Source organism: Pseudomonas gorinensis (assembly GCF_042015035.1).
Lineage (GTDB): Bacteria > Pseudomonadota > Gammaproteobacteria > Pseudomonadales > Pseudomonadaceae > Aquipseudomonas > Aquipseudomonas gorinensis.
The window spans coordinates 920,988-947,794 of sequence record NZ_CP167125.1 but is presented as its reverse complement, the minus strand read 5'-3'; the positions used below and the strand labels follow the sequence as shown (position 1 = coordinate 947,794).

Genomic DNA, 26,807 nt, shown 5'->3' with positions numbered 1-26,807 from the left:
ATGTGTACTTGCGCCGTGAGGTTCATGGACATATTTGGAGGAACTGCAAAACTCTTGTTCTACTTATCGGCAAAACTGCGCCAGACTATAGGCCGTTAAGGCGAAAAGCCAGTTCGGCCCGCTCTGGGCGTGTTGACCGCAAGTGATGATCGCGCCCCAATCATGGCTAATGAAACGACCGTACCCACTGTAAAACCCACCACCCTCGCTGCTTGGATCAAGCGTCTGGACGAAGTGCGGCTGCCCGTTCCCCAGGCGAACCACGAGCGCGTGTGCAAAGCCATCCGCGACAGCCGCAGTTCGTTGCGAGATATTGCCGAACTGATGCAAGACAGCCCCGCGCTGGTGCTCAGCGTGATGCGCGAAGCCAACAGCCACACCCATGGCAGCCTGGCGGAACCGGCGGAAAACCTCGAAGTGGCGCTCAACCGCCTCGGCCTCAAACGCGCCGAAGAGTTGCTCGCGCGCCTGCCTTCAGTGCCTGCCAATGAGATTCCCGTCGCCTTGCGCCAACTGCTGCTGGTGAGCCAACACGCTTCCCAGCAGGCCAACGGCCTGTTCGCCAGCCGCCTGGCGCGGCTGTGGCAAGACATTCACTGGGGCAGCTTGCTGTTTCTATCGCCGCTGTGGCCGATGGCGGTTGCCTACCCCAAGCTCTTGGAAGAGTGGGAACTGCGAGTTATCCACAAAAGCCAGTCGGCACGTCAGGTCGAACAGGAGTTATTTGGCGTCCGCCTGCTGGACCTGTGCCTCGGCCTGACTGAAACCTGGCACCTGCCCATCTGGGTGTCCCAGGGTTATAACCTGCTGCTGAAGGAACAACGCCTGCTGGTCAAGGCATTGCACATCGCCCGGGAAGATGACCCGCTGCGCCATCAGCAATTGCTCGATGCCGACCCCAGCCTGCGCCGCTGGTTGAACCAACCCGCCAATACCGTGCTGCTGGCCAACGGTCTGGCGATGTCGGCGCAAGAGTCATGGACCTGCCCGCACACCAAACGCTGGCAGTACCTCACGGCCCTGTACCTGCAACAGCCATTGAGCGAAGTACAGCAACAGTCCCACCAGCAAGCCGTCACCAGCGCCCGTACGACGTTGATGCCCGACCTTTGGCACCCGGCGCTGTCGCTGATCTGGCCATGGAATGTGCAGAAGATCCATCGCGGCCTGCTGCCCGCGCCGCCACCTACCGCAGAGTCCCTGGCCATCTGGCGCAAGCGTTGCACGGAGTTGCTGGTGGAGCCGAGCCGCTTTGCCAATGCCATGCACTTGACCACGTGCGCCAAGGAAGCGCTGGTCGCCAGTGGCATGCAACGAGTGTTGCTGTTTATGGCGGATCGCGCCCTGAGCACCTTGCGCGTGCATCAGGCCGATGGCCTGCCGAAGGACGCCGCGAACCTGAGCCTGGATGTGGTCCACAGCACGCTGCTGCAACGCATGCTGGAAAAATCCGCCCAGGTGCGCCTGACGCCCGACAACCACGCACAGTTCTCGGCCCTGTTGCCGCCGATCCTGCGTCGCCTGTTCACCGGGGAACACCTGTTGCTGCGTTCGCTGAGCTGCAATGGCCGCGTGGTGATGTTGATGGTGGCCGACCAGGGCGGCGGGCCATTTTCGGAAACCACCGTGCAGGCCTTCGGCAAAACCGCCCAGTGCATCGAGAAAGCCCTGCACAGCTTTACCAACCGCAGCGCCTGATGCTTGCGCTACAATCGCGGTCCTTTATCGCCAACATTTGTGCCCAGGAGACCTCACATGCCTGACTTCTCTGGCTTGCCGCTGGTGATCGAATCCAGCGACCTGCTCGGTCGCCTTGATGCCGAACACCTGATTCTGGTGGATCTCACCAGTGCCGCCCGCTACGCCGAAGGGCATATCCCCGGCGCGCATTTCGTTGACCCCAAGCGCACCCAACTGGGCCAGCCGCCGGCACCCGGCCTGCTGCCCAACAAAGCCGACCTGGAAAAACTGTTCGGCGAACTGGGCCACACCCCGGACGCAACCTACGTGGTCTACGACGACGAAGGCGGTGGCTGGGCTGGCCGTTTTATCTGGATGCTCGACGTGATCGGCCATCAGAAATACCACTACCTCGATGGCGGCCTGCTGGCCTGGCTGGCTGAGCAGCACCCAGTGTCCACCGACGTACCCGCCCCCGTCGGTGGCCCCGTCAGCCTCACGCTGCACGAGGGCCCCACCGCAACCCGCGAATACCTGCAAAGCCGCCTCGGCGCGGCGGACCTGGGTATCTGGGACGCACGCGGCCCGCTGGAGTATTCCGGCGAGAAAGTCCTCGCCGCCAAGGGGGGCCACATCCCCGGCGCTGTGAACTTCGAATGGACCGCCGGCATGGACAAGGCACGCAACCTGCGCATCCGCCGCGACATGCCGCAGATCCTCGAAAGCCTCGGGCTGACCCCCGATAAAGAAATCATCACCCACTGCCAGACTCACCACCGCTCTGGCTTCACCTACCTGGTGGCCAAGGCGCTCGGTTATCCGCGAGTCAAAGGTTATGCCGGTTCCTGGGGCGAATGGGGCAACCACCCCGACACCCCCGTTGAGATTTAAGGTTTAAGGACAGTTAATGAAAAAGCAGTTGTTTATCCTCAGCCAGTACTTGCTGCCGCATCACCTGCTGTCGCGGCTGGCCGGCTGCATTGCCGAGTGCCGCGTACGCTGGTTCAAGAATGCCTTCACCACGTGGTTTGCCAAGCGCTATCAAGTGGACATGTCCCAAGCCCTGGTGGAAGACGTGACCGCCTACGAGCACTTCAACGCCTTCTTCACCCGCGCCTTGAAAGACGGCGCGCGCCCACTGGACCCGACCCCTGGCGCCGTACTGAGCCCGGCTGATGGTGCGGTCAGCCAGCTCGGCCCGATCGAGCATGGCCGTATATTCCAGGCCAAGGGCCACAGCTTCAGCGTGCTGGAGTTGCTGGGCGGCGATGCTGCCGTGGCAGCGCCTTTCATGGGCGGCGATTTTGCCACCATCTACCTGTCGCCGAAGGACTACCACCGCGTGCATATGCCGCTGGCCGGTACCCTGCGCGAAATGGTCTACGTGCCTGGGCGGATTTTCTCGGTCAACCAGACCACCGCCGAAAACGTGCCGGAACTGTTTGCCCGTAACGAGCGTGTGGTCTGCCTGTTTGACACCGAACGCGGCCCGATGGCCGTGGTGTTGGTCGGCGCGATGATCGTCGCCTCGATTGAAACCGTGTGGGCCGGGCTGGTCACGCCGCCCAAGCGCGAGCTGAAAACCTTCCGCTATGACGAAGCGGCACGCGCGCCGATTCACCTGGAGAAGGGTGCGGAGCTGGGTCGCTTCAAGTTGGGCTCCACCGCGATCGTGCTGTTCGGGCCTGATCAGGTGAAGTGGGCTGAGGAACTGGTGGCCGGTTCGCCGGTGCAGATGGGCCAGGGCATCGCACTGCCGAAAGCCTGATTCAAAACCTGCAGAGATCCAATGTGGAAGGGGGCTTGCCCCCGGTAGCGGTAGTCCAGCCACAGGTATATTGGCTGTTCCACCGTCATCGGGGGCAAGCCCCCTCCCACATGTTGACTGTATTCCTACAGTGACTTCGGATTAGAGCTGACCGTCGCGGTCGCGAAAGCCCAGCAGATACAGCACACCATCCAGCCCCAAGGTCGAAATCGCCTGCTTGGCCGATTGCTTGACCAAGGGTTTGGCACGGAACGCCACACCCAAACCGGCAATTGCCAGCATCGGCAGGTCATTCGCACCGTCGCCCACCGCAATGGTCTGCTCCAGACGCAAACCTTCCTTGTGGGCCAGCTCCTTCAGCAGGTCGGCCTTGCGCTGTGCGTCGACAATCGGCTCCACCGCCACGCCAGTCACCTTGCCGTCGACCACTTCCAGTTCGTTGGCGAACACATAGTCGATGCCCAACTTGGCCTGCAATTGCTTGGCGAAGTAGGTAAAGCCACCGGACAGGATCGCGGTCTTGTAACCCAGGCGCTTGAGCTCGGCGAACAGGCTTTCGGCACCTTCGGTCAGGCGCAGGGAAGCGCCGATGGAGTCCAGCACGCTCACATCCAGCCCCTTGAGCAACGCCAGGCGCTCCTTGAAGCTGGCGCGGAAGTCCAGCTCACCGGCCATCGCGCGTTCGGTGATTTCAGAAACTTGCTCACCCACACCGGCTGCCTTGGCCAGTTCGTCGATGACTTCGGCTTCGATCAGCGTCGAGTCCATGTCGAACACCGCCAGGCGGCGGTTGCGGCGGAACAGCGAGTCCTCCTGGAAGGCGATGTCGACGTTCAGCTCCTGGGCCACGCTGAGGAATTCAGCGCGCAGGGCCTGCGGGTCTGCCGGTTCGCCGCGCACGGAAAACTCGATGCAGCCCTTGCCCTTGTCGGCCGGGGTGTCCAGTGGCATACGACCTGACAGACGGTCGATATGGTCGATGTTCAACCCAAACTGCGCGGTGATCGAGCTGACGCGCTGCAACTGCTCGGCGGTCACTTTGCGGGTCAACAAGGTGACGATATGGCGTTTCTTGCCCTGGCCGGCCACCCAGTGCTGGTAATCCTCTTCGGACACCGGGGTGAACCGTACCTGTTGATCCAGCTTGTATGCCGTAAACAGAATGTCCTTGAGCACGGAAGACGCCTGCTCGGTGCTCGGGATTTCCACCAGGATGCCGAACGACAGGGTGTCGTGGATCACCGCCTGGCCGATGTCGAGAATGTTTACACCACCCTGGGCCAGAACGCCGGTAATGGCCGCGGTGAGACCCGGTCGGTCTTCGCCGGTGATGTTGATCAGGACAATTTCGCGCAAAGCGCACCCCCAGGCTGGAAAAAAACCGCATTCTACCCACTTTCAGTGACCACCGGGCACAGCCAGCGCTTTGCCGGTCTTGGGCCTGTCGCTATACTGCGCGTCAACTTCACGGACTAAGAGCCGAGCTCAAGTGAACCGGCCCACGCCAGTAAAAACCGACAACTTCTTCCTGCTGATCTTCCGGGCACTGCGCCACCGCCGTGTACCGATCGCATTACGCATCGCCAGCCATAACGTGATCCTGGTCGCCCTGGCCCTGGTGATCTACGCCTGCGTGATGGGTTTGCAGTTCAAACAGGCCATGCATGAGCAAGCCGATGCGTTGGGCGAAAGCCTGACCACCCAGACCGCCACCTCGGCGACCGAGCTGCTGGTGTCCAACGACATCCTCAGCCTCAACGTGCTGCTCAACAACCTGACCAAGAACCCGCTGGTCGCCCACGCCGCCATCTACAGCGTGGACAACCGCATCATGGCCGAAGCCGGGCAACGCCCGAAAAACGGCCTGCTGGGCGAAGCCGAAGGCTTGTACCAGAGCAATATCACGTTCCAGGATGTGAAGGCGGGTCAATTGCGCATCAGCCTGGACATGCAGCAATTCCAGCAGCCGATGACCATCAGCCTGCAAAGCATGGGCATCCTCAGCGCGATCCTGCTGGCCCTGGCCCTGGCCTTGAGCCTGCGCCTGGGGCGGCATATCTCGACGCCACTGATGCAACTGCGCATCTGGCTGCGGGATATCGACGAACATACCCCGGCCACCGATCGCCAGGACGAAATCGGCGACCTTGCGCGCCAACTTCATGCCAGCTTCGCTCCGGAACCGGTGGTACGCGAGATTGAACCCGAGCCCGAGTTCGACGACGAACCCGAGTTCGAAGTACACGACCTGCGCGACCCGGGCTTCGACGAGCGCCCTCCGGTAGCCGGCCTGAAACCAGCGCCACGCCATGTGATCCGGGCCGAAGAAGACGAGCTGGACGACGAAGACCCATTCGCCGACCTGCGCGACACCTCGGCCAGCACCGCCGTTGCGCCCAAGCCCGTGCCAGCGAAGAACGCCGAGCCCCAGCACAGCGCCGTACTGGCCGTGCAATTGGGCGCCCAGGACCAACTGCGCCGCCTGCCCCGCGCCCGCCTGACCGAATTACTGGAACGCTACCGCGATTGCCTCGACCAGGCCGCCTCGCTCTATCAGAGCGAGCTGCACACCCTGAACGACGGCAGCACGTTGATGCTGTTCCACAGCGAAGACAGCGGCGAAGACTACCTGACCAACGCCATCTGCTGCGGCGAGCTGCTGCGTGCCCTGGGCCATGAATTGCAGATCGAAGTGGCCGACAGCGGCATCACCTTGCAACTGCAACTGGGCCTGACGGTGGGTGACGACCTGTTTGGCATGAGCCAGATCGACCTGCTGCTGACCGAGATCGCCCAGGATGCGCTGGCCCTGTCCCAACACAGCCGCAATCTCCTGCTGGTGGAGCGCAAGATCAGCGAAGACACGCTGATTCGCCAACGCGCGCGTATTCGCCCCATTGCCAGCCCAGAAGGCGCCAGTTGTGTGGAGCGCTTGATGGAGCCGTATCCATCGATGCTGGAACGGCAGTTGGCGCGGATGCATGAGACCCGTACAAAGCCCTGAAGAACACCGCCGGACTCATGTGAGAGGGGCTTGCCCTAATGCCGTTCAGTTAAGCGTACATCGCCTTTTGTAGGAGCGAGCTTGCTCGCGAAAAACGTCAACGATAACGCGTGTCTCCTGAATGAACGCGGCGCCTGTGAGTTTTTCGCGAGCAAGCTCGCTCCTACAAAAAAGCCTTAACTGAACGGCATTAGGGCTTGCCCCCGATTGCGGAGTATCAGTCAGCACATCATTGACTGAACCACCGTTATCGGGAGCAAGCCCCCTCCCACACTTGATCTGCGCCGTGACTTATCTCACCACAAACAAAAAGGCCCGCTGAGTCAGCGGGCCTTTTTGTTTGTCTGCGATTCAGATCAGAACCTGAACACTTCCATATCCGTGCGAATCGGTGTCGCCATCGGCATCTTCGGTTTCTGCGGCTCTGCGGGCTTGGCCTGTACCGGAGCCTGCTTGCGCGGTGCCTCGGCGATCGGCGGCTGGTTGGCCAATGGCTTGAGGGCCACCGACAACTGCTGCGCCAGGTGTTGCAACAATACGCCCTGGGCCTGGACCTGGGACGCGGTGGTGCCGGTGTGTTCTTCCTGCAGGTGCACGATTCGGTTATCGCGCACCTGGCCACGACGGTCGATCAAGCGCCATTGCGCATCGAGAATCGCCGGTTGCGATTTACCGGAATCAAGCCGGGTAATGGTCAGCAACACCTGAACATCCGGGGTAAAGCCAGTGGGTGCAGGCGCAAGGACCACACGCTGGCTGTCCAGTTGACCCGCCACCTGGCGCAGCATCAGCTGGTTGATGTCGGACGATAGGCTGCCGGCCCAACGACCATCAACGGAACCTTGCAGGCTGCCGTCGTTCTGACGCTGTAGCAGGGTTTCACGTTGCAGGTAGTCAGCGACGACTACCGGGCCCAGTAAAACTGCCATACCCGCAGTTTGTGCGGGCTGGGCCGGACTTCCGCTGTCCAGCTGATACAGCGACACAGGCTGGTGTGTGCTGCAACCCGCCAGCCCCAGAAGGCCAGCGAGCATCAAAATAAAAGGAAGGCGTGGAGCAGTCATCATCCCATCCAGGTGGCTGCCACAAGGCGAACCACAATGTAATACTTAAAAATAACCTAAACACGCTCGGCCACGCCGGCGCTGGAAAGGCCATATCATCCGTGAATATGCGCCATGACTCCAGCGCCAAAGCGTCGATCTACGCGTTAAATCGTAGATCAACGGCTCCAGAGGGCGTTCTCAGTGAGTTTCCCCACTGCGTTGTCACCTTAAAGCGGGTCAGGCAGGGCGCAGGCCGCTGGGAATGGTTTTTGCCTTTCCAAGGCCTGCTTCAAGGCGAAACCCGCCAAGCCCTCCTTGTCGCCTTAAACAGGCGTTTCCACCAGCAAGGCATCCACACGCTGGAAGCCCCGCGGCAGTTTGTTACCACGCCGTCCACGTTCGCCCTTGTAATGCTCAAGGTCGTCAGGACGCAGCGACAATGTGCGTTTACCCGCTTGCAGCACCAGGGTAGAGCCTTCAGGGATCACCGCGATGTCGGTCACATACTCTTCACGACTGGCGACCCGCTCCCCTGGAATACCAATGATCTTGTTGCCCTTGCCTTTGCCCAACTGCGGCAAATCGCTGATCTTGAAGACCAGCAAGCGCCCCTCGGTGGTGACCGACGCCAGCCAATTGCTCTCGCGATCGTCCACCGGCCGCGGCAGGATCACCTTGGCGTTGTTCGGCAGGCTCAACAGCGCCTTGCCCGCCTTGTTCTTGGCCTGCAGGTCTTCACCCTTGACCACGAACCCGTACCCCGCGTCGGAAGCGATGACATACAACGAATCGTCGTCCGGCAGCAGCACGCACTCGAAATTCGCCCCCGGTGGCGGCGTCAGACGCCCGGTCAGCGGCTCGCCCTGCCCCCGTGCGGACGGCAAGGTATGGGCCGGCACCGAATAACTGCGCCCGGTGGAGTCGATAAACACCGCAAACTGGTTGGAACGCCCGGCGGCGGCAGTCTTGAAGCCATCACCGGCCTTGTACGACAAACCAGTGGCGTCAATATCATGCCCCTTGGCGGAACGAACCCAACCCTTTTCCGACAGAACGACGGTAATTTTCTCGTTTGGGAGCAACTCGGTTTCTGTCAGGGCCTTGGCTTCGGCGCGCTCGACGATCGGCGAACGACGGTCATCGCCGTAGGTTTCGGCGTCTTTGATCAGTTCGCTACGCACCAATTTCTTCAACTTGGCTTCGCTGCCCAGCAGCGCTTGCAGCTTGGCCTGCTCCTTGAGCAACGCATCCTGTTCGTCGCGCAGCTTCATTTCTTCCAGTCGCGCCAACTGACGCAAACGGGTGTCGAGGATGTAGTCGGCCTGGATCTCACTCAGCTCGAAACGCGCGATCAGTTCGGCTTTCGGGTGCTCGGCGGTACGGATGATGTGGATCACTTCATCCAGGTTGAGGTAGGCAATCAGCAAGCCGTCCAACAGGTGCAGGCGGCGCTCGACCTTGTCGAGGCGGAATTGCAGGCGGCGACGCACGGTCTGCACCCGGAACTCCAGCCACTCCACCAGCAGGTTGCGCAGGTTTTTCAGCTGCGGCTTGCCGTCCAGGCCGATGATGTTGATGTTGACCCGGTAGCTGGACTCCAGGTCGGTGCTGGCAAACAAATGCTGCATCAGCACTTCGTGGTCGACCCGGCTATTGGTCGGGATGATCACGATTCGGCACGGGTTTTCGTGGTCGGACTCGTCGCGCAGGTCGGCAACCTGCGGCAGTTTCGACGGTTTGGCCTGCATGAGCGCCGCGATCTGCTCCAGCACCTTGGCACCGGACACCTGGTGCGGCAGCGCGGTGACGATAATGTCGCCGTCCTCGATGTGGTACACCGCACGCATGCGCACCGAGCCCTTGCCGGTCTCGTACATCTTCAGCAGGTCGGCGCGCGGCGTGATGATTTCTGCTTCGGTGGGGTAATCCGGCCCCTGGATATGCTCGCAGAGCTGCTCGACCGTGGCCTTGGGTTCATCCAGCAGGCGCACGCAGGCGGTCGCGACCTCGCGCAGGTTATGCGGCGGTACGTCCGTGGCCATGCCCACGGCAATACCCGTGGTGCCATTGAGCAGGATATTGGGCAAACGCGCCGGCAACACCAGGGGTTCGTCGAGGGTGCCGTCGAAGTTCGGGCCCCAATTCGCGGTGCCCTGGCCCAGCTCGCTGAGCAGCACTTCCGAATAACGCGACAGGCGTGCCTCGGTGTAACGCATGGCGGCGAAGGACTTGGGGTCATCCGGTGCGCCCCAGTTACCCTGGCCGTCCACCAATGTGTAGCGGTAGCTGAACGGCTGGGCCATCAGCACCATGGCTTCGTAGCATGCCGAGTCGCCGTGGGGGTGGAACTTACCGAGCACGTCACCGACCGTACGCGCCGACTTCTTGTGCTTGGAATCGGCATCCAGGCCCAACTCACTCATGGCGTAGATGATGCGCCGCTGTACAGGCTTCAGGCCGTCGCCGATATGCGGCAAGGCACGGTCCATGATCACGTACATGGAGTAGTTGAGGTAGGCATTTTCGGTGAAGTCAGCCAGCGACCGGCGTTCTACGCCATCTAAGCTGTCTGCGAGGATGTCACTCATGCGGGCCTCATCAATATTTGGTAAGGCGCAGCGGAAATGCCGCAGCGCCGGGTCAATTCAAAAAAGCGGGGGCTCATGGCTTGGCGCTCCAGCCGCCGGCAGGGGCGGCGAAACGATAGACCACGGGGCGTTTTTCACCATCGGCACGCGGGCCGAAATTATTGTCGATACCAATCCACGCACCGTCCGTATCCACCACCAGGGCTTCGGCCAGGCCGTAGGGCTGGGCATAGCGGCGCTCGGGCGTCAGAGTCTCGTCGGCAAATGACCAGCACAGCTCGACCTTGGCCGTGACCGCATCGCGCCGGCAAATCTGGAACGCATTACGCTCCAGAGTAAACAGCTTGCCGCCAAATAGCGCCAGGTCGGCAAAATCCTTGGACACCGCCTTGGCGTTGGGGAATTTGGCCGGTTGCATTTCCTGGCCAGCCTCGCTCAACAACACGCAGGGGCCGTCACAATCCCAAAGGCTTTGCGGCCGCTTGATGGAAATCAGGCCTCGCCGTTCACGCTCCGCAGCCAACCAGATCTGGCTGCCTTCCGGGTTGACCGCCAAGCCTTCAAACAGGGCATTGAAATGCAGCAACATGCCACTGGCGCGGGCTTCGCGCACCATGCCGGGGGCGATTTTCAACCATTGCGGCTCACCGGTTACCGGCACTTGCAACACCGCCGCATGGGCTTCGCTGACAATGTAGCGGTTGCCCGCGGCATCGCAGGTGATGCCTTCAAAGTCCAGGTCGCCGCCGCGAATGAATGAAGCGGCCTTGGTGCGCGAGCGCAAGCCCCAGGGCAAGCCGGACTCGGGCACTGGCGGCACGTCAATCTTCACGGTTTCGGCCTGCCAGGTCGACGCGCTGATATCGAGGCGGTAGATCCGGTCGTCATCACGGTCGGAAACCGTCCATAGCTCCTTGCCACACAGCGCCAGGCCTGACAGGTTACCGCCGCGCATGCCCTCTACCGGGTGTTCGGACACCAGCTTGAGCTCAGCCACGGGCGCGGCCACCACCGGGGTGGCCGCCAGCCCGCTCAACATCAGGATCGCCAGGGCGAAACCTGTGCGCATCAGCCCAACACCTCGGCCAGGTTGCCCTTGGACTCCAGCCAGGACTTGCGGTCTGGCGCGCGTTTCTTCGCCAGCAGCATGTCCATCATTTCCGATGTGGCGTCGAAGTCTTCCAGGGTCAACTGCACCAGGCGCCGGGTGTTCGGGTCCATGGTGGTTTCACGCAGTTGCGGCGGGTTCATTTCACCCAGGCCCTTGAATCGCGTGACCTGTGGCTTGCCGCGTTTCTTCTCGGCCACCAGGCGGTCGAGGATGCCATCGCGCTCGGCCTCGTCCAGGGCATAGAAAATCTCCTTGCCCTGGTCGATCCGGTACAGCGGCGGCATGGCGACGTAGACGTGACCGGCATCCACCAACGGGCGGAAGTGCTGCACAAACAACGCGCACAACAGGGTTGCGATGTGCAGACCGTCGGAGTCGGCGTCGGCGAGGATGCAGATCTTGCCGTAGCGCAGTTGGCTCATGTCCGCCGCGCCCGGATCGACGCCAATGGCCACGGCGATGTTGTGCACTTCCTGGCTGGCCAGGACTTCACTGCCATCGACTTCCCAGGTGTTGAGGATCTTGCCGCGCAACGGCAGGATCGCCTGGAATTCCTTATCCCGCGCTTGCTTGGCGGAACCGCCGGCAGAGTCACCCTCCACCAGGAACAGCTCTGAGCGCATCGGGTCCTGCCCGGCGCAATCAGCCAACTTGCCGGGCAGTGCCGGGCCTTGGGTGATGCGCTTGCGCTCGACTTTCTTGCTGGCTTTCAGGCGGCGACCGGCGTTGTTGATTGCCAGCTCGGCCAGGGCCAGGCCCAATTCCGGGTGTTCGTTGAGCCACAGGCTGAAGGCATCCTTGACCACCCCGGAGACAAACGCTGCCGCTTCACGGGACGACAGGCGCTCTTTGGTCTGGCCGGAGAATTGCGGCTCCTGCATTTTCATCGACAGCACGAACGCGATGCGCTCCCACACGTCTTCCGGCGCCAGCTTCACGCCGCGCGGCAACAGGCTGCGGTATTCGCAGAATTCGCGCATGGCATCCAGCAAGCCTTGGCGCAAACCGTTGACGTGGGTGCCGCCCTGGGCGGTTGGGATCAGGTTGACGTAGCTTTCCTGCACGCTGTCACCGCCCTCGGGCAACCACAGCAGCGCCCAGTCGACGGCTTCTTTATTACCGGCCAGGCTGCCGCAGAACGGCTCGTTGGGCAGGCGTTCGAAATCGCTGACGGAATCTTCCAGGTAGGAACGCAGGCCGTCTTCGTAGTGCCACTCGACTTTCTCGCCGGTACCCTTGTCTTCAAAGGTGACCAGCAGGCCCGGGCACAACACGGCCTTGGCCTTGAGCACGTGCTTGAGGCGGCTGATGGAGAATTTTGGCGAATCGAAGTATTTCGGGTCCGGAGCGAAGTACACGCTGGTGCCGGTATTGCGCTTGCCAACGGTGCCGATCACCTGCAATTCGCTGGCTTTGTAGCCATCGGCGAAGGTCATCTCGTACTCGTTGCCGTCGCGCTTGACCTTGACCCGTACCAACGTGGACAAGGCGTTGACCACGGAAATACCCACGCCGTGCAAGCCACCGGAGAACTGGTAGTTCTTGTTGGAGAACTTACCCCCGGCGTGCAGCTTGGTGAGGATCAGTTCTACGCCCGACACACCCTCTTCCGGGTGAATGTCCACCGGCATGCCACGACCGTCGTCGGACACTTCCAGGGAGTGGTCAGCGTGGAGAATGACATGCACCGACTTGGCGTGCCCGGCCAAGGCTTCGTCGACGCTGTTGTCGATGACTTCCTGGGCAAGGTGGTTCGGCCGACTGGTGTCGGTGTACATGCCGGGGCGTTTGCGCACCGGGTCGAGGCCCGAGAGGACTTCGATGGCGTCGGCGTTATAAGAGCTAGCGCTGGGAGTGGCCATGGGGTCTCGTCGTGAGTCGTTCGATTAAAAAGTAACCTGGGATTTCCAAAGCAATTACAGTGCCGCGAAATCGAAGGATTGATACTGATCTGCGCCAATGCCGGCAAAGCTCAACAAGGCCGGCAATTGCTGGGCAAAGCCCTGGTAACCATGGTCGCCGCCGGCCTGGATGCGCAGGGCACACGCCCGGTAATACTGCTGGGCGAGGCGATAATCCAGGGTTTCATCCCCGGTCTGCAACCACACTTGATAACGCGCGGCATCCTGGGGCGCCGGGACCTCAAGCTCGGCCAGCGCCGTGACGTGGTCGTGGGTCAGCTCCCAGGTTTCATCGGTATAGAGGTTCTTCTGGGTGCCCAGGTAACCGTCGAACATCCGATGAGGGCTGACCGCCGGGTTGACCAGCAGCGCCTTGAGACCATGGCGTTCGGCAAGATGGGTTGCATAGTAGCCGCCGAGCGAGCTGCCGACCAGCAGTGGCCGCCCCAGTTCGCGGATGGCCGCCTCCAACTGCGGGATCGCCTGGCGGGGGTGGTGATGCAGGGCCGGCACGCGCAGTTGGCCGGCCAGGCCGAGGTTGTCCATCACGCGGATCAACTGGCAGGCCTTGTTGGACGCGGGCGCGCTGTTGAAGCCGTGGATATACAGGATCGAAGCGGACATGCCGGGCTCTCCGTGCTTGCGCGAAAAAGGCGCAGTTTACAGGGATCGGGGTGGTGTGAGCAGCCGATCATCCAGCCCTCTCCCCACATGTCTGATCAGTGTTCGCCGCCTTTAATAGCCATTGCTGCCGTAATCCACGGTAAAGGCAAAATTTTTCACCCGCTCCACCCCGGTTTCCAACCGCCCATCGGCGTGCAGGCGCAGCCAGCGATAGCCTGGGGCCTCTTCGCTGACATTGAAATCCTCGCTGCCCGGCGCGAACTGGATGCAGGTGGACGGTGACGCCAGCAGGCGCACGCCATTGCGCTCACGGTCGATTTCCTGGTGCACATGGCCCCAGAGCACCGCCTTGACCTGCGGGAAGCGGTCGAGCACGGCAAACAGGGCCTCGGGGTTGCGCAAGCCGATGGGCTCCATCCACGCACAACCGATGGGTACCGGGTGATGGTGGAAACACACCAGGTGATGGCGGTTCGGCGCTTCACTCAAGGCTTGGGCCAATAGTTGCAGTTGCTGGTCCTGCAAGTACCCAGGCACCGAGCCCGGCACGGCGGAGTCCAGCAGGGTGATGCGCCAATGGCCGATATCCACCACCGGTTCCAGTAAATCACTGTGCACCGCCGCGTGGGCCATGACTTGCGGCTCATCGTGGTTGCCGGGAATCCAGCGTGCCGGAACCCCAAAAGGCGCCGTCATCTCGCGAAATTGCTGATAGGACGCCAGCGTACCGTCCTGGGACAGGTCCCCGGTGGCCAACAGCAAATCGATCCGGGGCTGTTGCTCACACACCAAGTCGATCACCCGTTGCAAGCTGTCGCGGGTGTTCATGCCCAGCAACACAGCGTCGGCCTCGGCAAACAGATGGCTGTCGGACAACTGCACCAGCAACGTCGGCGCATCGGGGTTCAAGGTGGATACGCTCGGCAAGGCGCTCTCCCAAGGCAATCACAGGAATGGATAGTTGGGGCGATTATGCTGGGGCAGGACGCAAAGAGGAAACCTAAGGAAGCAGACGCAGTTCACATCTATCGCACGACTTCGAACTCATGGCCCAAGGCCAGGCAGTGGCTCAACCATTCACCGAGGAACACATTGAGCTGTGCTTTCTCATCGGGCTGGTGCATGAACACATTGGGGTATGGGTAGATGCTGCGAAAGCGCCGCGCATGTTCGGCGCTGATCACTTCGGCCATCCGGGCATCGTGGTACACCTGCACTTCCAGCTGCGGCACCGGCAGCCAGGGCAGGCTGTGCTCCTGGCGCACGCGCAGGGTGGTGGTGTACGGGCAGTTGACGATGACTTCCAGGGCCAGCACGCCGAGCATCTGGTCGCCATGGGTCACGCCGATTCGCCGCGCCTCGGGGGAATGACGCATATCGGGGAGCAAGCGCATCAGCCGCGCATAGTTGGCCTCGCAAGCTGCTTGCAGCCCGATCAGGTCAACTCGATAACGTTCCCGTGCCTTTACTGCCATAACCCCCTCACTTCCGCGCGATTGAGCGCTAACCATTGCAGGGCAATAATGCTGGGCGCATTGGATATCCTGCCATCACGCACCGCTTGCAAGGCATCCTCGAAAGCCCAGGTGGTGACACGAATATCTTCTGCCTCTTCTTCCAATCCATGCACGCCACCCGCCCCCGCACTGTCGCAACGGCCCAGGTACAAGTGGACAAATTCGGTACTGCCACCCGGCGACGGGAAATATTTGGTGATCGGCCACAACGAGGAGAATGTCAGCCCAGCTTCCTCCTCGGCTTCGCGGTGTGCAACCTCCTCCGGCTGTTCATCCTTGTCGATCAGGCCAGCGACCATTTCCACCAGCCACGGGTTGTCGGTACGGCCCATGGCGCCGACGCGAAACTGCTCGATCAAGACCACCTCATCGCGCTGCGGGTCGTAAGGCAGCACGCACACGGCATCATGGCGCACGAAAACTTCGCGATTGATCACCCGGCTCATGCCACCGTCGAACTTTTCGTGGCGCAACTGCACCCGATCGAGTTTGTAGAAGCCCTGGTAAGCATTGTCGCGCTGAACAATTTCGATTTTGCTCGGCGTCGATTTCGCGATGTCCGTCATATCCTTCCTCGTTATGCCCGTGCAATTCGCGCCATCCTAACGCGGTCCTGCCCGTAGGTGCAGCCCCTTTCCAGTTGCCGGGATAGACGGCGGGCGTCAAACTCACTCTAATAATCTTAGTGGCGAACTGACTGGCCTGCCGGTAGTCGAAGGTCCACGAATTTCGCTCTTAATCGACGGACGAAGAACATACATGTCGCTTTTAAAAATCGCCTCCGTGGCCTGTATCGCCTTGACCCTCGGCGCCTGCCAGAGCCTGTTTCAACCCAGCTATCGTACCCCGCTGGAAGCCACCCGTGACGCCAGCGAACAAAGCAAGCCGGGCTGCGCCAGCGCCGATTGCCCACTGGTGAACATCGACACCGTGCACTTCGCCAAAGAACCCAAGCTGGATGCGCTGATCGAACAGCGCCTGCTGGAGATGACCCGTACCAAGCCCAGCGACCCGCTGCCGACGAGCCTGGCGACGTACAGCGAGCAATTCCTGCAGACGGCCGCCCCCGGCAACAACATGTACTTGCAGGCCAAGGTACGCGAGCAGCATGACGGCTTGGTGATCATCGAGTTGTCCAGCTACCTGGACCAGGGCGTCACCCACGGCGAACCGGGCCGCGCGTTCATCAACTATTCGCGTCCGCAGCAAAAGGCCCTGACGTTGACCGACATGCTGCTGCCAGGTAAGGAAGACGCATTCTGGAAAGCAGCTCAGGTGGCCCACAACAGCTGGCTGATCAGTACGCGCCTGAGCCTGGAGCCGGAGTTCGTCAAAAGCTATCCCTTCCAGAAAACCCCGAACGTGGCGCTGACCTACGGCGGCGTGACCCTCAAGTACCCTACCACCACCATCGCGCCGTACGCCCTGGGCCACGTCGAGTTGCAGATTCCCTACTCGCGCCTGGACGGCATCCTCAAGCCTGAGCTGGTGCCCGTACGCCGCTGAAGGCCCGGCCCAGGATGAACTGCAACAGCCCTGCCAGCACCAGCGCCGGCAGGGTCGCGCCGACATCCGGATACAGGTTGGCGAGCAGATGGTAAGTCGCAATGCCCCCCAGCCACGCCAACAACGCCGGCCAACGCAGCGAAGCCACAGCGCCCTGGCCGCGGCGGCGCAGGATGAAATGATCGACCAGTACCACGCCAAAGAGCGGCGCGAATACCGAGCCGATCAACAGCAGGAAGTTCTGGTACTGCGCCAACGGCGCAGAGCAGGCGATCAAGGTGCAGAGCACGCCGATCGCCAGCGCCAGGTGTTCGACTTTCAAGCGCAACAGAATCCCGCTGGACACTGCCGCCGAATGAATATCGGCAAAGGCGTTTTCCGACTCATCCAATAGGATCAGTAGCAGCGGAATGCCCAGGCCCGCTCCGGCCAAGGCCAGCAGCAGTGCGTTGACCTCCCCGCTTGGCGCAAAGGCCAGGGTGTAGGCCACACCGAGGCTCATCAGCCAGAAGTTGCCAATGAAGAAGCCCAGCGCCGTACCGCCGAACACGCTCTTGGCGCGTTTGCCGAAGCGCGAATAATCGGCAATCAGCGGCAGCCACGACAACGGCATGGCGATCGCAATATCAAAGCCCACGGCAAACGGCATCGATCCGTCACCGGCCTGGGCCCAGAGGGCGGCAAGGTCGGCTTTGGCGAAGAGGTTCCAGGTCAGCCACAGGCACGCGCCGAGCAACAGCCAGATCCCCCACTTGCGCAAGATCTGCCGCACGAAGGTCAACGGGCCGCTGACGGCCAGCAGGGTCGCCAGACCACCGAAAAACAGCGTCCACAGCAACGGGCTCGCCAGCAGGCTGGCGTCGCTGAAAGCCCGCACACCCAACAAGCTCGCGGCATCGCGCATGACGATGATTTCAAACGAACCCCAGCCAATCAGTTGCAGCAGGTTCAACAGCGCCGGCAGGCTGGCGCCCTTGGCACCGAGGCTGAGCTTGAGGGCGGCCATGGCGGACAGCCCGGTGTCGCTGCCGATCACGCCGACGGCGGCCAGCAACAGCACGCCGGCCAGCGTGCCGAGAAAAATCGCCAGCAATGCGCCGGACAACCCCAGGCCCGGCGCGAGCAACGCGCCGGTTTGCAGGACCATCAGGCCGATGCCGAGGGAGAACCACAAGGAGAACAGGTCGCGGGCGCCGAACACGCGCTTGTCAGCGGGGACCGCGATGTCCGGGGAATAGGTACTCGGTTGAATGCTCAAGGGTGTTATCTCTGAGGGGCACTTGTTGTCAGGGAGATTGCAATCGGGGGCAAGCCCCCTCCCACATTGGATCGGCTGTGAACACAAAAACTGTGTATGGCTCAGTCAATATGTGGGAGGGGGCTTGTCGAGTCGTCACACCGCCCCGATGACGGCGGTACAGGCACCGCCGTCTCTGGATCAGACCTTCTTATAAAGCTGGCTGCCTTCCTGCTTGAACCGCTCCGCCTGCTCGGCCAGGCCCTTGGCCACGTCCACATCCACCGCGTCAATGCGCTGGTTGGCCGCGTACTCACGCACTTCCTGGGTGATTTTCATCGAGCAGAACTTCGGCCCGCACATCGAGCAGAAATGCGCGACCTTGGCCGAGTCCTTCGGCAGGGTTTCATCGTGATAGGACCGTGCGGTGTCCGGATCGAGGCCGAGGTTGAACTGGTCCTCCCAACGGAACTCGAAGCGCGCCTTGCTCAAGGCGTTATCGCGGATTTGCGCACCCGGATGACCTTTCGCGAGATCGGCTGCATGGGCGGCGATCTTGTAGGTGATGATCCCGGTCTTCACATCATCCTTGTTCGGCAGGCCCAGGTGTTCCTTGGGCGTGACGTAGCAGAGCATGGCGCAACCGAACCAGCCGATCATTGCCGCACCGATGCCCGATGTAATGTGGTCGTAGCCGGGTGCGATGTCGGTGGTCAGCGGGCCGAGGGTATAGAACGGCGCCTCGTCGCAGCACTCGAGTTGCTTGTCCATGTTCTCCTTGATCAATTGCATCGGCACGTGGCCGGGGCCTTCGATCATGGTTTGCACATCGTGCTTCCAGGCGATCTTGGTCAGTTCGCCAAGGGTCTCCAGCTCGCCGAATTGTGCGGCGTCGTTGGCGTCGGCAATCGAACCCGGACGCAAGCCATCGCCCAGGGAGAAGCTGACGTCATAGGCCTTCATGATTTCGCAGATTTCGTCGAAATGCGTGTAGGTGAAGTTCTCTTTGTGGTGCGCCAGGCACCACTTGGCCATGATCGAACCGCCACGGGAGACGATGCCGGTGACACGCTTGGCGGTCAGTGGCACGTAGCGCAGCAACACCCCGGCGTGGATGGTGAAGTAGTCGACGCCTTGCTCGGCCTGTTCGATCAGGGTGTCGCGGAACAGCTCCCAGGTCAGGTCTTCAGCGGCGCCACCGACTTTTTCCAGGGCCTGGTAGATCGGCACGGTACCGATCGGCACCGGCGAGTTGCGAATGATCCATTCGCGGGTTTCGTGGATGTGCTTGCCGGTGGACAAGTCCATCACCGTGTCCGAGCCCCAACGAATGCCCCAGGTCAGTTTCGCCACTTCTTCTTCGATGGACGAACCCAAGGCGCTGTTGCCGATGTTGCCGTTGATCTTCACCAGGAAGTTACGGCCGATGATCATCGGTTCCAGTTCGGTGTGGTTGATGTTGGCTGGAATGATTGCGCGGCCACGGGCGATTTCTTCGCGCACGAATTCCGGAGTGATGATTTTCGGCACGCTGGCGCCGAAGCTGTGGCCGGCGTGTTGCTGGTCGAGCAGGCCACTGGCGCGGGCTTCTTCAAGCTTCATGTTTTCGCGGATGGCGACGTATTCCATCTCGGCGGTGATGATGCCTTTGCGCGCGTAATGCATCTGGGTGACGTTGGCGCCGGCCTTGGCGCGGCGCGGGTTCTTCACGTGGGCAAAGCGCAGGGCGGTCAGCTCGGCATCGTTCAGGCGCTGCTGGCCGAAGTGCGAGCTCAGGCCGGACAGGCGCTCGGTATCGCCCCGGGACTCGATCCACGGCGAGCGCACATCGCCCAGGCCTTTGCGCACGTCGATGATGACGTTGGGGTCGGTGTAGGGGCCGGAGGTGTCGTAGACCACCACGGGCGCATTGATTTCACCGCCGAAATCGGTGGGTGTGACGTCCAGGCTGATTTCGCGCATCGGTACGCGAATGTCCGGGCGAGTGCCTGGCACGTAGATTTTTTGCGAGCGGGTAAACGGCTGCACGGACCCGGAATCGACTTTGGCCGACTCACTCAAGTGCACGGTATTTTTTGATTTTTGGCTTTTTAATTCGGTGCTCATCACGGGCTCTCCAACTATCCAGGCGGTGGATTTTTGTCGGAGCGAACCTGTGACGGATGGACGCACTGAAAACAGTGCTGTGCTTGGTGCACGAAGGCTGTTCGATTGTCGAACAACATCCCGGACGAAGCACAAGAGGACTCGCCGGGTGACGAGAAATCTTGTTCCCTACGCAGGCGCTAACCTGATCAGGTTCAACGGGATCCGGTATTTACCGATCTCAGCCTTCTAACAAGGCACCCCGACAAGAACGTGGCCAGTCTAGACCAGGGTGGGGGCAAATTGCCAATAGCCGTGCATTCAGCGTGATGAATGGCGCATTTGCGGGATTGTTGTGCCGTGGTTGCGCCACTACACTCGGATGCTGCCTCAACGCTTGACGCCAGGAATGGCCAGCTTTAGCCTTGGGCGCTAAATTATCGCCGTAATATTCACACTAGGGATCGCCTCATGCTGCGCAAACTCTCACTGGCTCTTGCCGTGTCTTGTGCGACCAATGGAATGGTCTGGGCAGCTGAAGCGCCCTTGTCCGCCAGAACCGACCTGGTCAGCGTCTATCAGGAGGCGGTAGACAACAACGCCGACCTCGCCGCTGCCCGCGCCCAATATGGCGCACAGAAAGAAGTGGTGCCCCAGGCCCGCGCCGGCCTGCTACCGAATTTGTCGGCCGGTGCCGATATCAATAATGTGCGCACCCAGATCGACACCCCGGCCGCCACCGCCAACCGCGATGCCCACTCCTGGCGCGCGACCTTGAGCCAGCCCTTGTTCCGTGCCGACCGCTGGTTCCAGTTGCAAGCCGCCGAAGCCGTCAACGAACAGGCCGCGCTGCAACTCTCGGCCACCGAACAGAACCTGATTCTGCAAAGCGCCGAGAACTACTTCGCCGTGCTGCGTGCCCAGGACAACCTGGCCTCGACCAAGGCCGAAGAAAATGCGTTCAAGCGCCAACTGGACCAGTCCAACGAACGCTTCGACGTGGGCCTGTCGGACAAAACCGATGTGCTGCAATCCCAGGCCAGCTACGACACCGCGCGGGCCAACCGGATCGTCGCGCAACGCCAGGTAGATGACGCCTTCGAAGCGCTGATCACCCTGACCAACCGTCAATACAATTCGATCCAGGGCATTGTGCATACGCTGCCGGTGTTGCCGCCGCTGCCGAACGACGCCAAGGCCTGGGTCGAGACCGCCGGCCGCCAGAACCTCAACCTGCTTGCCAGCAACTATGCGGTGACCGCCGCCGAGGAAACGCTCAAGCAGCGCAAGGCCGGGCACGCCCCCACCCTGGACGCCGTGGCGCAGTATGAAAAGGGCGATAACGACGCGCTGGGCTTCAGTAACCCGAATGCCTTCGGCACGCCTTATGGTGGCGATGTCTCGCAACGTACCATTGGCCTGCGCCTGAACATCCCGCTCTACAGCGGCGGCTTGACCAGCTCGCAAGTGCGTGAATCCTATTCGCGCCTCGGCCAGACCGAGCAACAACGTGAGGGCCTGCGCCGCCAGGTGGTGGAAAATACGCGCAACCTGCACCGCGCAGTGAACACCGATGTGGAACAGGTCCAGGCACGCCGGCAGTCGATCATCTCCAACCAGAGCGCGGTGGAAGCCACGGAAATCGGGTACCAGGTGGGTACGCGCAATATCGTCGACGTGCTCGACGCCCAGCGCCAGCTCTACGCGTCGGTGCGCAACTACAACAACAGCCGCTATGACTACATCCTCGACAACCTGCGCCTGAAACAGGCGGCGGGCACGTTGAACCCAGGGGACCTGCAGGACCTGGCGCGCTACCTCAAGGCCGACTACAACCCGGACAAGGACTTCCTGCCGCCGGACCTGGCCAAGGCGGCTGCCGAGCAGTTGAAAGCCCGCCCAGGCAATTGAACACACCGTAAAAACCCTGTGGGAGGGGGCTTGCCCCCGATAGCGGCGTACCAGGTGAACTCATGTTGACTGACACTCCGTCATCGGGGGCAAGCCCCCTTCCACATTTGGCTCGCCAGTGCGTCAGTGAGTTATCAGGCGATCAAGGCCATCCAACAATCGCTTCAAAGCGCCCTGGTTGGCCTGCATCACCTTAAGCCCCGCCTGCGCCATCCGCTGGGCGTCCTGCGGCAGCTCGAACAGTTGCCGCACGGCCTCGGCCAACCCTTCGGCGTCATCCACCTCCCGCAACGCACCCGCTTCGCGCATCATCGCGGTAATTTCGAGGAAGTTGAACACGTGGGGCCCCATGATCACCGGCTTGGCCAGCGCCGCCGGTTCCAGCGGATTATGCCCACCGGTCGCCACCAGGCTGCCACCGACGAAAGCGCTGTCGGCCAAGGCATACAGAAACAGCAATTCGCCCATGGTGTCACCGAGCAGCACCGAGGTCTGCGCGGTGACCGGCTCACCGCTGGAGCGCCGCACCGTGGCAAACCCCTGTTGCCCACACAGCTCGAACATCGGGCCGAAGCGTTCCTGGTGACGCGGCACCAGAATCAGCAACGCGTTGGGGTAGCTTTCGAGCAGTTGGCGATGGGCGGCGAGCACCACTTCATCTTCGCCTTCGTGGGTACTGGCGGCGATCCACACCGGGCGCTCAGTGGCGCCCCACTGCTCGCGCAGGGCAGCGGCACGCACCGGCAATTGGGGGTCGACGGTCAGGTCGAACTTGATCGAGCCAGTCACCGTTACGGTTTCGGGGCGCGCACCCAGGCTGAGAAACCGCTGGGCCTCGGTGTGCGTCTGCACGGCGAACAGGCTCATCTGCGCCAGCATCGGTGCCGTCAGCTTGGCGAAACGCGCATACCCCTTGGCCGAACGCGCCGATAACCGCGCATTGGCCAGCGCCACCGGAATACCGCGTTGGGCGCAGGCATGGATATGGTTGGGCCACAGCTCGGTTTCCATGATCACGGCCAGCTTCGGCTGCACGCGATCAAGAAAACGCTTGGCCGCACAGGGCAAATCGTAAGGCAGGTAGCAATGCTGGATGCGCGGTTCGTTGGCGAACAACGCCTGGATGCGCTCGGACCCGGTGGGCGTCATGCAGGTGACGGTGATGGGCAGCTGTGGATAACGCGCCAACAGCCCGCGAATCATCGGCGCGGCGGCGATGCTTTCCCCCACCGACACGGCATGCACCCAGATCCCGCCGGGTTGCATCACCGGCAAGCCATAGGAAAACCGCTCGGCCACGCGTTGGGCATAGGCCGGCGCCTTGCGCGCACGCAACCACAGACGTAAGGCCACCAACGGCAGCGCCAGGTAAAACAGACAGCTGTAGAGAGTTCTATTCATGGCGGCGGAGTTTATCGGCTTTTTCAGTCGATCGCCTGCAAGCACTCGGCAAAACGTTCGGCGAGAAAGCGCGCGGCGGGGCCGAGGGGTTCATCGCGGCGCCACACCAGCTCGACCACCAACGCCGGTGGCGTCCATTCGCTGTCCAGTTCGACCATCAGGTTCTGGTACGACGGGTACTGCACCACGTGCCGGGGCAACCACGCCCAGCCCAGGCCACGGGTCAGCCATTCGGCCAGCACGTAGAAGCTGTCGGCACGCCACACCTGCGGGCTGGCGGCCTCGCTGCCGGGGTAGACGCTGGTCTGGGTCGACATCAGCAACTGGCGAAATTGCGCCAGGCGCTGGCAGTCCACGGTTGCCTGCGCCGCCAGGGGATGGTTGCGACCGCACACCGTGACCATCTCCACACTGCCCACCACCCGCCGCTCCAACGCTTCCGGGATCTGGTCGTGATAAAACAGCATGCCCAGGTCGGCCTTGCGCTCCACCAGCTTGCGGGCGACATCCCCCTGGGCCGCGCTGGACAATTGCACCTCCAGGTTGGGAAAGCGTCCGGCCAAGGCATCGAGGCTATCCAGAACCGGCTGATAGAGCATCGCTTCATCCTGGGCCAGGCGCAGACAAGCTTCCTCGCCACGCATCAACGACATCGCGCGGCCATTGAGGCGTTCGCACTGGCGCAAGACCTCCTTCGCTTCTTCGAGCAACACCGTGCCGGCTTCGGTCAGGCGCGGCTGGCGGCCACTGCTGCGCTCGAACAGGCTCACGCCCAAGTCCGCCTCCAGCAGGGCGATCCCATTGCTGACCGCCGACTGCGCCTTGCGCTGCTCCCGCGCCACCGCCGAAAACGAGCGCTGCTCGGCCACCCTGACAAACAAGCGCATCTGCTCCAGATTCCACTGCACGCCCATGGCTCAACCTATCTTCAGTTCAGATAGGTAATGACTTTACCCCATCTAGCGAAGCCCTAAAATACCGACATCATCAAGTGCGCTCTACACCGAGGATCTACCCATGAACCCTGCCTACTACTACCTGGCCATTGCCATCTGCTCGGAAGTGATCGCCACCGTGTCCATGAAAGCCATCAAGGGCTGGAGCACCCCTATCCCGCTGTTGCTGGTGATCGTGGGCTACGGCGTGGCCTTCTGGATGCTGACCCTGGTGGTGCGTACCGTCCCCGTGGGTGTGGCCTACGCGGTTTGGGCCGGGATGGGCATTGTGATGGTCAGCATTGCCGCGCTGTTCATCTATGGCCAGAAGCTCGATCTGCCGGCAATGCTCGGGATGGGCTTGATCGTGTTGGGCGTAGTGGTGATTCAGCTCTTCTCGAAAACCGCCGGCCACTGAGATCCCCTGCCAATATTGATCCCGGGCAAAGATCGATCCGTTGAGTCTGTATACTTGGCAACTTGATTTGAACACTGAGGTTGCCCATGCCATCCGTTATTTCCACCGACGTTCTGATTGTCGGCGCCGGGGTTGCCGGCCTCTGGCTCAATGCGCGCCTGCGCCGCCAGGGTTTTTCCACGGTGGTGGTGGAAAGCGCCACCCTCGGTGGCGGGCAGAGCGTGAAGTCTCAGGGGATCATTCACGGCGGCGCCAAGTACGCCCTGCACGGCGCCCTCACCGGCGCCTCCGAGGCGATTTCCGATATGCCGCGCCGCTGGCGCGAAGCGCTCGCGGGCAACGGCGAGCTGGACTTGTCCGGCGTGCGCCTGCTGTCTGAAGCCCATTACCTCTGGTCCCCTGGCACACTCGCCGGCAACCTCACCAGCTTTTTCGCCAGCAAGGCCGTGCGCGGCCGTGTCGACCAGGTCAAGGGCGACGATCTGCCGCTGGCCCTGCAAGACCGCCGTTTCAAGGGCAAGGTCTATCGCCTGGCGGAATTGGTCATCGATGTTCCCAGCCTGATCGAACGCCTGGCGCAACTGGCCGGTGATGGCTTGCTCGCCGGGCAACACATCGAACCGCTGCGCGAAGGCGACACATTGATCGGCTTGAAAGTCGATGGCCGCGAGATCCGCGCCCAGCGCATCGTATTGAGTGCCGGCGGCGGCACTGCAGAGTTGCTGGCGGCCCTGGGCCTGAGCCAGCCGGCCATGCAGACACGCCCGTTGCACATGATCATCGCCAAAGGCCCAGGGTTGAAGCCGCTGTACGCCCACTGCCTGGGCGGCGGTACCAAGCCGCGCGTTACCGTCACCACCCACCCGGCCGCCGATGGCAATTGGGTCTGGTACCTGGGCGGCGAAATTGCCGAGGCCGATGGCGTGGCGCGCACGCCTGAAGAGCAAATCGCCACGGCCCAGAAAGAGCTGGCGCATTTGCTGCCGTGGATCGACATGAGCCAGACCCAGTGGGCCACCCTGCGCGTCGACCGCGCCGAGCCGCTGCAATCGGGCCTGAGCCGCCCCGACAACGCCTTCCTCGCCGAAGAAGGCCACCTGCTGGTGGGCTGGCCGACCAAACTGGCCCTGGCGCCGGACTTCGCCGATCGAGTGATCCACGCTCTGGAGCGCGACGGTATCCACCCAGGCCCGGCCACCCCGCTGCCCGACCTGCCCAAGCCCGCCATCGGCCAACCCGCCTGGGAGCAACTGCTGCCATGACCTTGCCCACCCTGCACGACCTGCATCGCCCCCTGGGCAGCACCGGCCTGCTGGTGTCGCCGCTGGGCCTGGGCACCGTCAAGCTGGGCCGCGACCAAGGGGTGAAATACCCCAGCGGCTTCCAGATTCCCGATGATGACGAAGCGCGGATGCTGCTACGCCAAGCCCGCCAACTGGGCATCAACCTGATCGACACCGCCCCCGCCTACGGCCGCAGTGAAGAACGCCTGGGCCCGCTGTTACGCGGCCAGCGCCAGGACTGGGTGATTGTCAGCAAGGTCGGCGAAGAGTTCGAGGAAGGCGTGTCCCGGCACGATTTCAGCGCGGCCCATACCCGAATGTCGGTCGAGCGCAGCCTGAAACGACTGGAAACGGACTTCATCGACCTGGTGCTGGTGCATTCCGACGGCAATGACCTGCATATCCTCAACGACTGCGAGGTCTACCAGACCCTGGCCGAGCTGAAACGCGAAGGCAAGATCCGTGGTTTCGGCTTCTCCGGCAAAACTGTCGAGGGCGGTGTGAAGGCCCTGGAACAGGGTGATTGTGCGATGGTCACCTACAATCTGAACGAACAGGCCGAGAAAGCCGTCATTGATTATGCAGCGGTCCATGGCAAGGGCATCCTGGTGAAAAAAGCCTTGGCCAGCGGCCACGTGTGCCTGGAGCCTGGAATGGATCCAGTTCGCGCCAGTTTCATGTTGTTGTTTGCGCAAACGGGCGTCGCCAGTGCTATTGTCGGGACCATTAATCCGCTGCACCTGGCTCATAACGTGGCGACCGCTGCCCAGGTCATTCGTCAACTCTGATGCC

At 62.0% G+C, this 26,807-nt stretch carries 22 protein-coding genes and 1 riboswitch; of the genes, 9 read left to right on the top strand and 13 right to left on the bottom strand.

Annotated features, from left to right (window positions below):
* The first annotated feature begins 162 nt into the window (after positions 1 to 162).
* The 3 genes from AB7933_RS04205 to asd are packed head-to-tail and all read left to right on the top strand — an operon-like array spanning position 163 to position 3,448.
* The gene (locus tag AB7933_RS04205) at positions 163 to 1,698 is read left to right on the top strand and encodes an HDOD domain-containing protein (protein ID WP_024073070.1); all 1,536 of its coding nucleotides are present in this window, start codon (positions 163 to 165) and stop codon (positions 1,696 to 1,698) included.
* A 57-nt stretch (positions 1,699 to 1,755) separates the two neighbouring features.
* Entirely contained in the window at positions 1,756 to 2,571 is an 816-nt protein-coding gene (locus AB7933_RS04200; protein ID WP_024073069.1) for a rhodanese-like domain-containing protein, read from the top strand.
* A gap of 16 nt (positions 2,572 to 2,587) precedes the next feature.
* Positions 2,588 to 3,448, top strand: a complete 861-nt coding sequence (asd, locus tag AB7933_RS04195; RefSeq protein WP_024073068.1) for an archaetidylserine decarboxylase — start codon at positions 2,588 to 2,590, stop codon at positions 3,446 to 3,448.
* A 141-nt stretch (positions 3,449 to 3,589) separates the two neighbouring features.
* On the opposite strand, the gene serB is transcribed toward asd, so the two are convergent.
* Positions 3,590 to 4,804 carry a phosphoserine phosphatase SerB gene (gene serB, locus AB7933_RS04190; RefSeq protein ID WP_024073067.1) on the bottom strand — a complete coding sequence of 405 codons (1,215 nt, stop codon included), beginning with the start codon at positions 4,802 to 4,804 and terminating at the stop codon, positions 3,590 to 3,592.
* 133 nt (positions 4,805 to 4,937) lie between these two features.
* Between serB and AB7933_RS04185 the strand changes: the two genes are divergently transcribed.
* Positions 4,938 to 6,452: an AhpA/YtjB family protein gene (locus AB7933_RS04185; protein WP_024073066.1), complete on the top strand. Its 1,515-nt coding sequence runs from the start codon at positions 4,938 to 4,940 to the stop codon at positions 6,450 to 6,452.
* 356 nt (positions 6,453 to 6,808) lie between these two features.
* Here AB7933_RS04185 and AB7933_RS04180 read toward each other — a convergent pair whose 3' ends face one another.
* The 8 genes from AB7933_RS04180 to AB7933_RS04145 form a co-directional block, all read right to left on the bottom strand.
* Positions 6,809 to 7,516, bottom strand: a complete 708-nt coding sequence (locus tag AB7933_RS04180; RefSeq protein WP_024073065.1) for a PqiC family protein — start codon at positions 7,514 to 7,516, stop codon at positions 6,809 to 6,811.
* A gap of 305 nt (positions 7,517 to 7,821) precedes the next feature.
* Complete coding sequence (gene parC / locus AB7933_RS04175; RefSeq protein ID WP_024073064.1) at positions 7,822 to 10,086, bottom strand: DNA topoisomerase IV subunit A; 2,265 nt, start codon at positions 10,084 to 10,086, stop codon at positions 7,822 to 7,824.
* 73 nt (positions 10,087 to 10,159) lie between these two features.
* A complete protein-coding gene (locus tag AB7933_RS04170) occupies positions 10,160 to 11,155 on the bottom strand; it encodes an esterase-like activity of phytase family protein (RefSeq protein ID WP_024073063.1) in 996 nt (331 codons plus the stop codon).
* Positions 11,155 to 13,059, bottom strand: coding sequence for a DNA topoisomerase IV subunit B (gene parE, locus AB7933_RS04165; RefSeq protein WP_024073062.1), 1,905 nt, complete (start codon positions 13,057 to 13,059; stop codon positions 11,155 to 11,157). Before parE ends, AB7933_RS04170 begins: the two co-directional genes overlap by 1 nt.
* 54 nt (positions 13,060 to 13,113) lie before the next feature.
* Entirely contained in the window at positions 13,114 to 13,722 is a 609-nt protein-coding gene (locus tag AB7933_RS04160) for a YqiA/YcfP family alpha/beta fold hydrolase (protein WP_024073061.1), read from the bottom strand.
* Positions 13,723 to 13,833: 111 nt separating this feature from the next.
* Complete coding sequence (cpdA, locus tag AB7933_RS04155) at positions 13,834 to 14,649, bottom strand: 3',5'-cyclic-AMP phosphodiesterase (protein ID WP_024073060.1); 816 nt, start codon at positions 14,647 to 14,649, stop codon at positions 13,834 to 13,836.
* Positions 14,650 to 14,747: 98 nt separating this feature from the next.
* The gene (locus AB7933_RS04150) at positions 14,748 to 15,197 is read right to left on the bottom strand and encodes a DUF1249 domain-containing protein (RefSeq protein ID WP_024073059.1); all 450 of its coding nucleotides are present in this window, start codon (positions 15,195 to 15,197) and stop codon (positions 14,748 to 14,750) included.
* Positions 15,188 to 15,805 (bottom strand): NUDIX domain-containing protein, encoded by a 618-nt coding sequence (locus tag AB7933_RS04145; RefSeq protein ID WP_024073058.1) that lies wholly within the window; start codon positions 15,803 to 15,805, stop codon positions 15,188 to 15,190. The genes AB7933_RS04150 and AB7933_RS04145 overlap by 10 nt, the downstream gene beginning before the upstream one ends.
* Before the next feature lie 193 nt (positions 15,806 to 15,998).
* Between AB7933_RS04145 and AB7933_RS04140 the strand changes: the two genes are divergently transcribed.
* Positions 15,999 to 16,745 (top strand): RsiV family protein, encoded by a 747-nt coding sequence (locus AB7933_RS04140; RefSeq protein ID WP_024073057.1) that lies wholly within the window; start codon positions 15,999 to 16,001, stop codon positions 16,743 to 16,745.
* Here AB7933_RS04140 and cytX read toward each other — a convergent pair.
* Entirely contained in the window at positions 16,714 to 18,003 is a 1,290-nt protein-coding gene (gene cytX / locus AB7933_RS04135; RefSeq protein WP_024073056.1) for a putative hydroxymethylpyrimidine transporter CytX, read from the bottom strand. The genes AB7933_RS04140 and cytX overlap by 32 nt on opposite strands.
* Before the next feature lie 180 nt (positions 18,004 to 18,183).
* Entirely contained in the window at positions 18,184 to 20,088 is a 1,905-nt protein-coding gene (thiC, locus tag AB7933_RS04130; protein WP_024073055.1) for a phosphomethylpyrimidine synthase ThiC, read from the bottom strand.
* A 148-nt stretch (positions 20,089 to 20,236) separates the two neighbouring features.
* A riboswitch (TPP riboswitch) is annotated at positions 20,237 to 20,342 on the bottom strand.
* A 196-nt stretch (positions 20,343 to 20,538) separates the two neighbouring features.
* On the opposite strand from thiC, the gene AB7933_RS04125 reads away from it, so the two are divergent.
* The gene (locus AB7933_RS04125; RefSeq protein WP_024073054.1) at positions 20,539 to 21,978 is read left to right on the top strand and encodes a TolC family outer membrane protein; all 1,440 of its coding nucleotides are present in this window, start codon (positions 20,539 to 20,541) and stop codon (positions 21,976 to 21,978) included.
* A 123-nt stretch (positions 21,979 to 22,101) separates the two neighbouring features.
* Here the strand turns inward: AB7933_RS04125 and waaA are convergent, their stop codons facing one another.
* Together waaA and AB7933_RS04115 are read right to left on the bottom strand one after the other, a co-directional pair.
* A complete protein-coding gene (gene waaA, locus AB7933_RS04120) occupies positions 22,102 to 23,379 on the bottom strand; it encodes a lipid IV(A) 3-deoxy-D-manno-octulosonic acid transferase (protein WP_024073053.1) in 1,278 nt (425 codons plus the stop codon).
* 23 nt (positions 23,380 to 23,402) lie between these two features.
* Positions 23,403 to 24,293, bottom strand: coding sequence for a LysR family transcriptional regulator (locus tag AB7933_RS04115; RefSeq protein ID WP_024073052.1), 891 nt, complete (start codon positions 24,291 to 24,293; stop codon positions 23,403 to 23,405).
* A 103-nt stretch (positions 24,294 to 24,396) separates the two neighbouring features.
* Between AB7933_RS04115 and AB7933_RS04110 the strand changes: the two genes are divergently transcribed.
* The 3 genes from AB7933_RS04110 to AB7933_RS04100 all read left to right on the top strand — a co-directional run bounded on the left by AB7933_RS04110 (position 24,397) and on the right by AB7933_RS04100 (position 26,803).
* On the top strand, positions 24,397 to 24,732 hold the full coding sequence (locus tag AB7933_RS04110; RefSeq protein WP_024073051.1) for a DMT family transporter: 336 nt from the start codon (positions 24,397 to 24,399) through the stop codon (positions 24,730 to 24,732).
* An 86-nt stretch (positions 24,733 to 24,818) separates the two neighbouring features.
* Entirely contained in the window at positions 24,819 to 25,994 is a 1,176-nt protein-coding gene (locus tag AB7933_RS04105; RefSeq protein ID WP_024073050.1) for an NAD(P)/FAD-dependent oxidoreductase, read from the top strand.
* The gene (locus tag AB7933_RS04100; protein ID WP_024073049.1) at positions 25,991 to 26,803 is read left to right on the top strand and encodes an aldo/keto reductase; all 813 of its coding nucleotides are present in this window, start codon (positions 25,991 to 25,993) and stop codon (positions 26,801 to 26,803) included. Before AB7933_RS04105 ends, AB7933_RS04100 begins: the two co-directional genes overlap by 4 nt.
* Positions 26,804 to 26,807 lie beyond the last annotated feature (4 nt).

Excerpts from the sequence above, each read along its gene's own strand:
- AB7933_RS04205 (WP_024073070.1), top strand. The coding sequence starts at position 163 with ATGGCTAATGAAACGACCGTACCCACTGTAAAACCCACCACCCTCGCT.
- AB7933_RS04200 (WP_024073069.1), top strand. The coding sequence starts at position 1,756 with ATGCCTGACTTCTCTGGCTTGCCGCTGGTGATCGAATCCAGCGACCTG.
- asd (WP_024073068.1), top strand. The coding sequence starts at position 2,588 with ATGAAAAAGCAGTTGTTTATCCTCAGCCAGTACTTGCTGCCGCATCAC.
- AB7933_RS04180 (WP_024073065.1), bottom strand. The coding sequence starts at position 7,516 with ATGACTGCTCCACGCCTTCCTTTTATTTTGATGCTCGCTGGCCTTCTG.
- parC (WP_024073064.1), bottom strand. The coding sequence starts at position 10,086 with ATGAGTGACATCCTCGCAGACAGCTTAGATGGCGTAGAACGCCGGTCG.
- AB7933_RS04170 (WP_024073063.1), bottom strand. The coding sequence starts at position 11,155 with ATGCGCACAGGTTTCGCCCTGGCGATCCTGATGTTGAGCGGGCTGGCG.
- parE (WP_024073062.1), bottom strand. The coding sequence starts at position 13,059 with ATGGCCACTCCCAGCGCTAGCTCTTATAACGCCGACGCCATCGAAGTC.
- AB7933_RS04160 (WP_024073061.1), bottom strand. The coding sequence starts at position 13,722 with ATGTCCGCTTCGATCCTGTATATCCACGGCTTCAACAGCGCGCCCGCG.
- AB7933_RS04150 (WP_024073059.1), bottom strand. The coding sequence starts at position 15,197 with ATGGCAGTAAAGGCACGGGAACGTTATCGAGTTGACCTGATCGGGCTG.
- AB7933_RS04145 (WP_024073058.1), bottom strand. The coding sequence starts at position 15,805 with ATGACGGACATCGCGAAATCGACGCCGAGCAAAATCGAAATTGTTCAG.
- AB7933_RS04140 (WP_024073057.1), top strand. The coding sequence starts at position 15,999 with ATGTCGCTTTTAAAAATCGCCTCCGTGGCCTGTATCGCCTTGACCCTC.
- thiC (WP_024073055.1), bottom strand. The coding sequence starts at position 20,088 with ATGAGCACCGAATTAAAAAGCCAAAAATCAAAAAATACCGTGCACTTG.
- AB7933_RS04125 (WP_024073054.1), top strand. The coding sequence starts at position 20,539 with ATGCTGCGCAAACTCTCACTGGCTCTTGCCGTGTCTTGTGCGACCAAT.
- waaA (WP_024073053.1), bottom strand. The coding sequence starts at position 23,379 with ATGAATAGAACTCTCTACAGCTGTCTGTTTTACCTGGCGCTGCCGTTG.
- AB7933_RS04115 (WP_024073052.1), bottom strand. The coding sequence starts at position 24,293 with ATGGGCGTGCAGTGGAATCTGGAGCAGATGCGCTTGTTTGTCAGGGTG.
- AB7933_RS04110 (WP_024073051.1), top strand. The coding sequence starts at position 24,397 with ATGAACCCTGCCTACTACTACCTGGCCATTGCCATCTGCTCGGAAGTG.
- AB7933_RS04105 (WP_024073050.1), top strand. The coding sequence starts at position 24,819 with ATGCCATCCGTTATTTCCACCGACGTTCTGATTGTCGGCGCCGGGGTT.
- AB7933_RS04100 (WP_024073049.1), top strand. The coding sequence starts at position 25,991 with ATGACCTTGCCCACCCTGCACGACCTGCATCGCCCCCTGGGCAGCACC.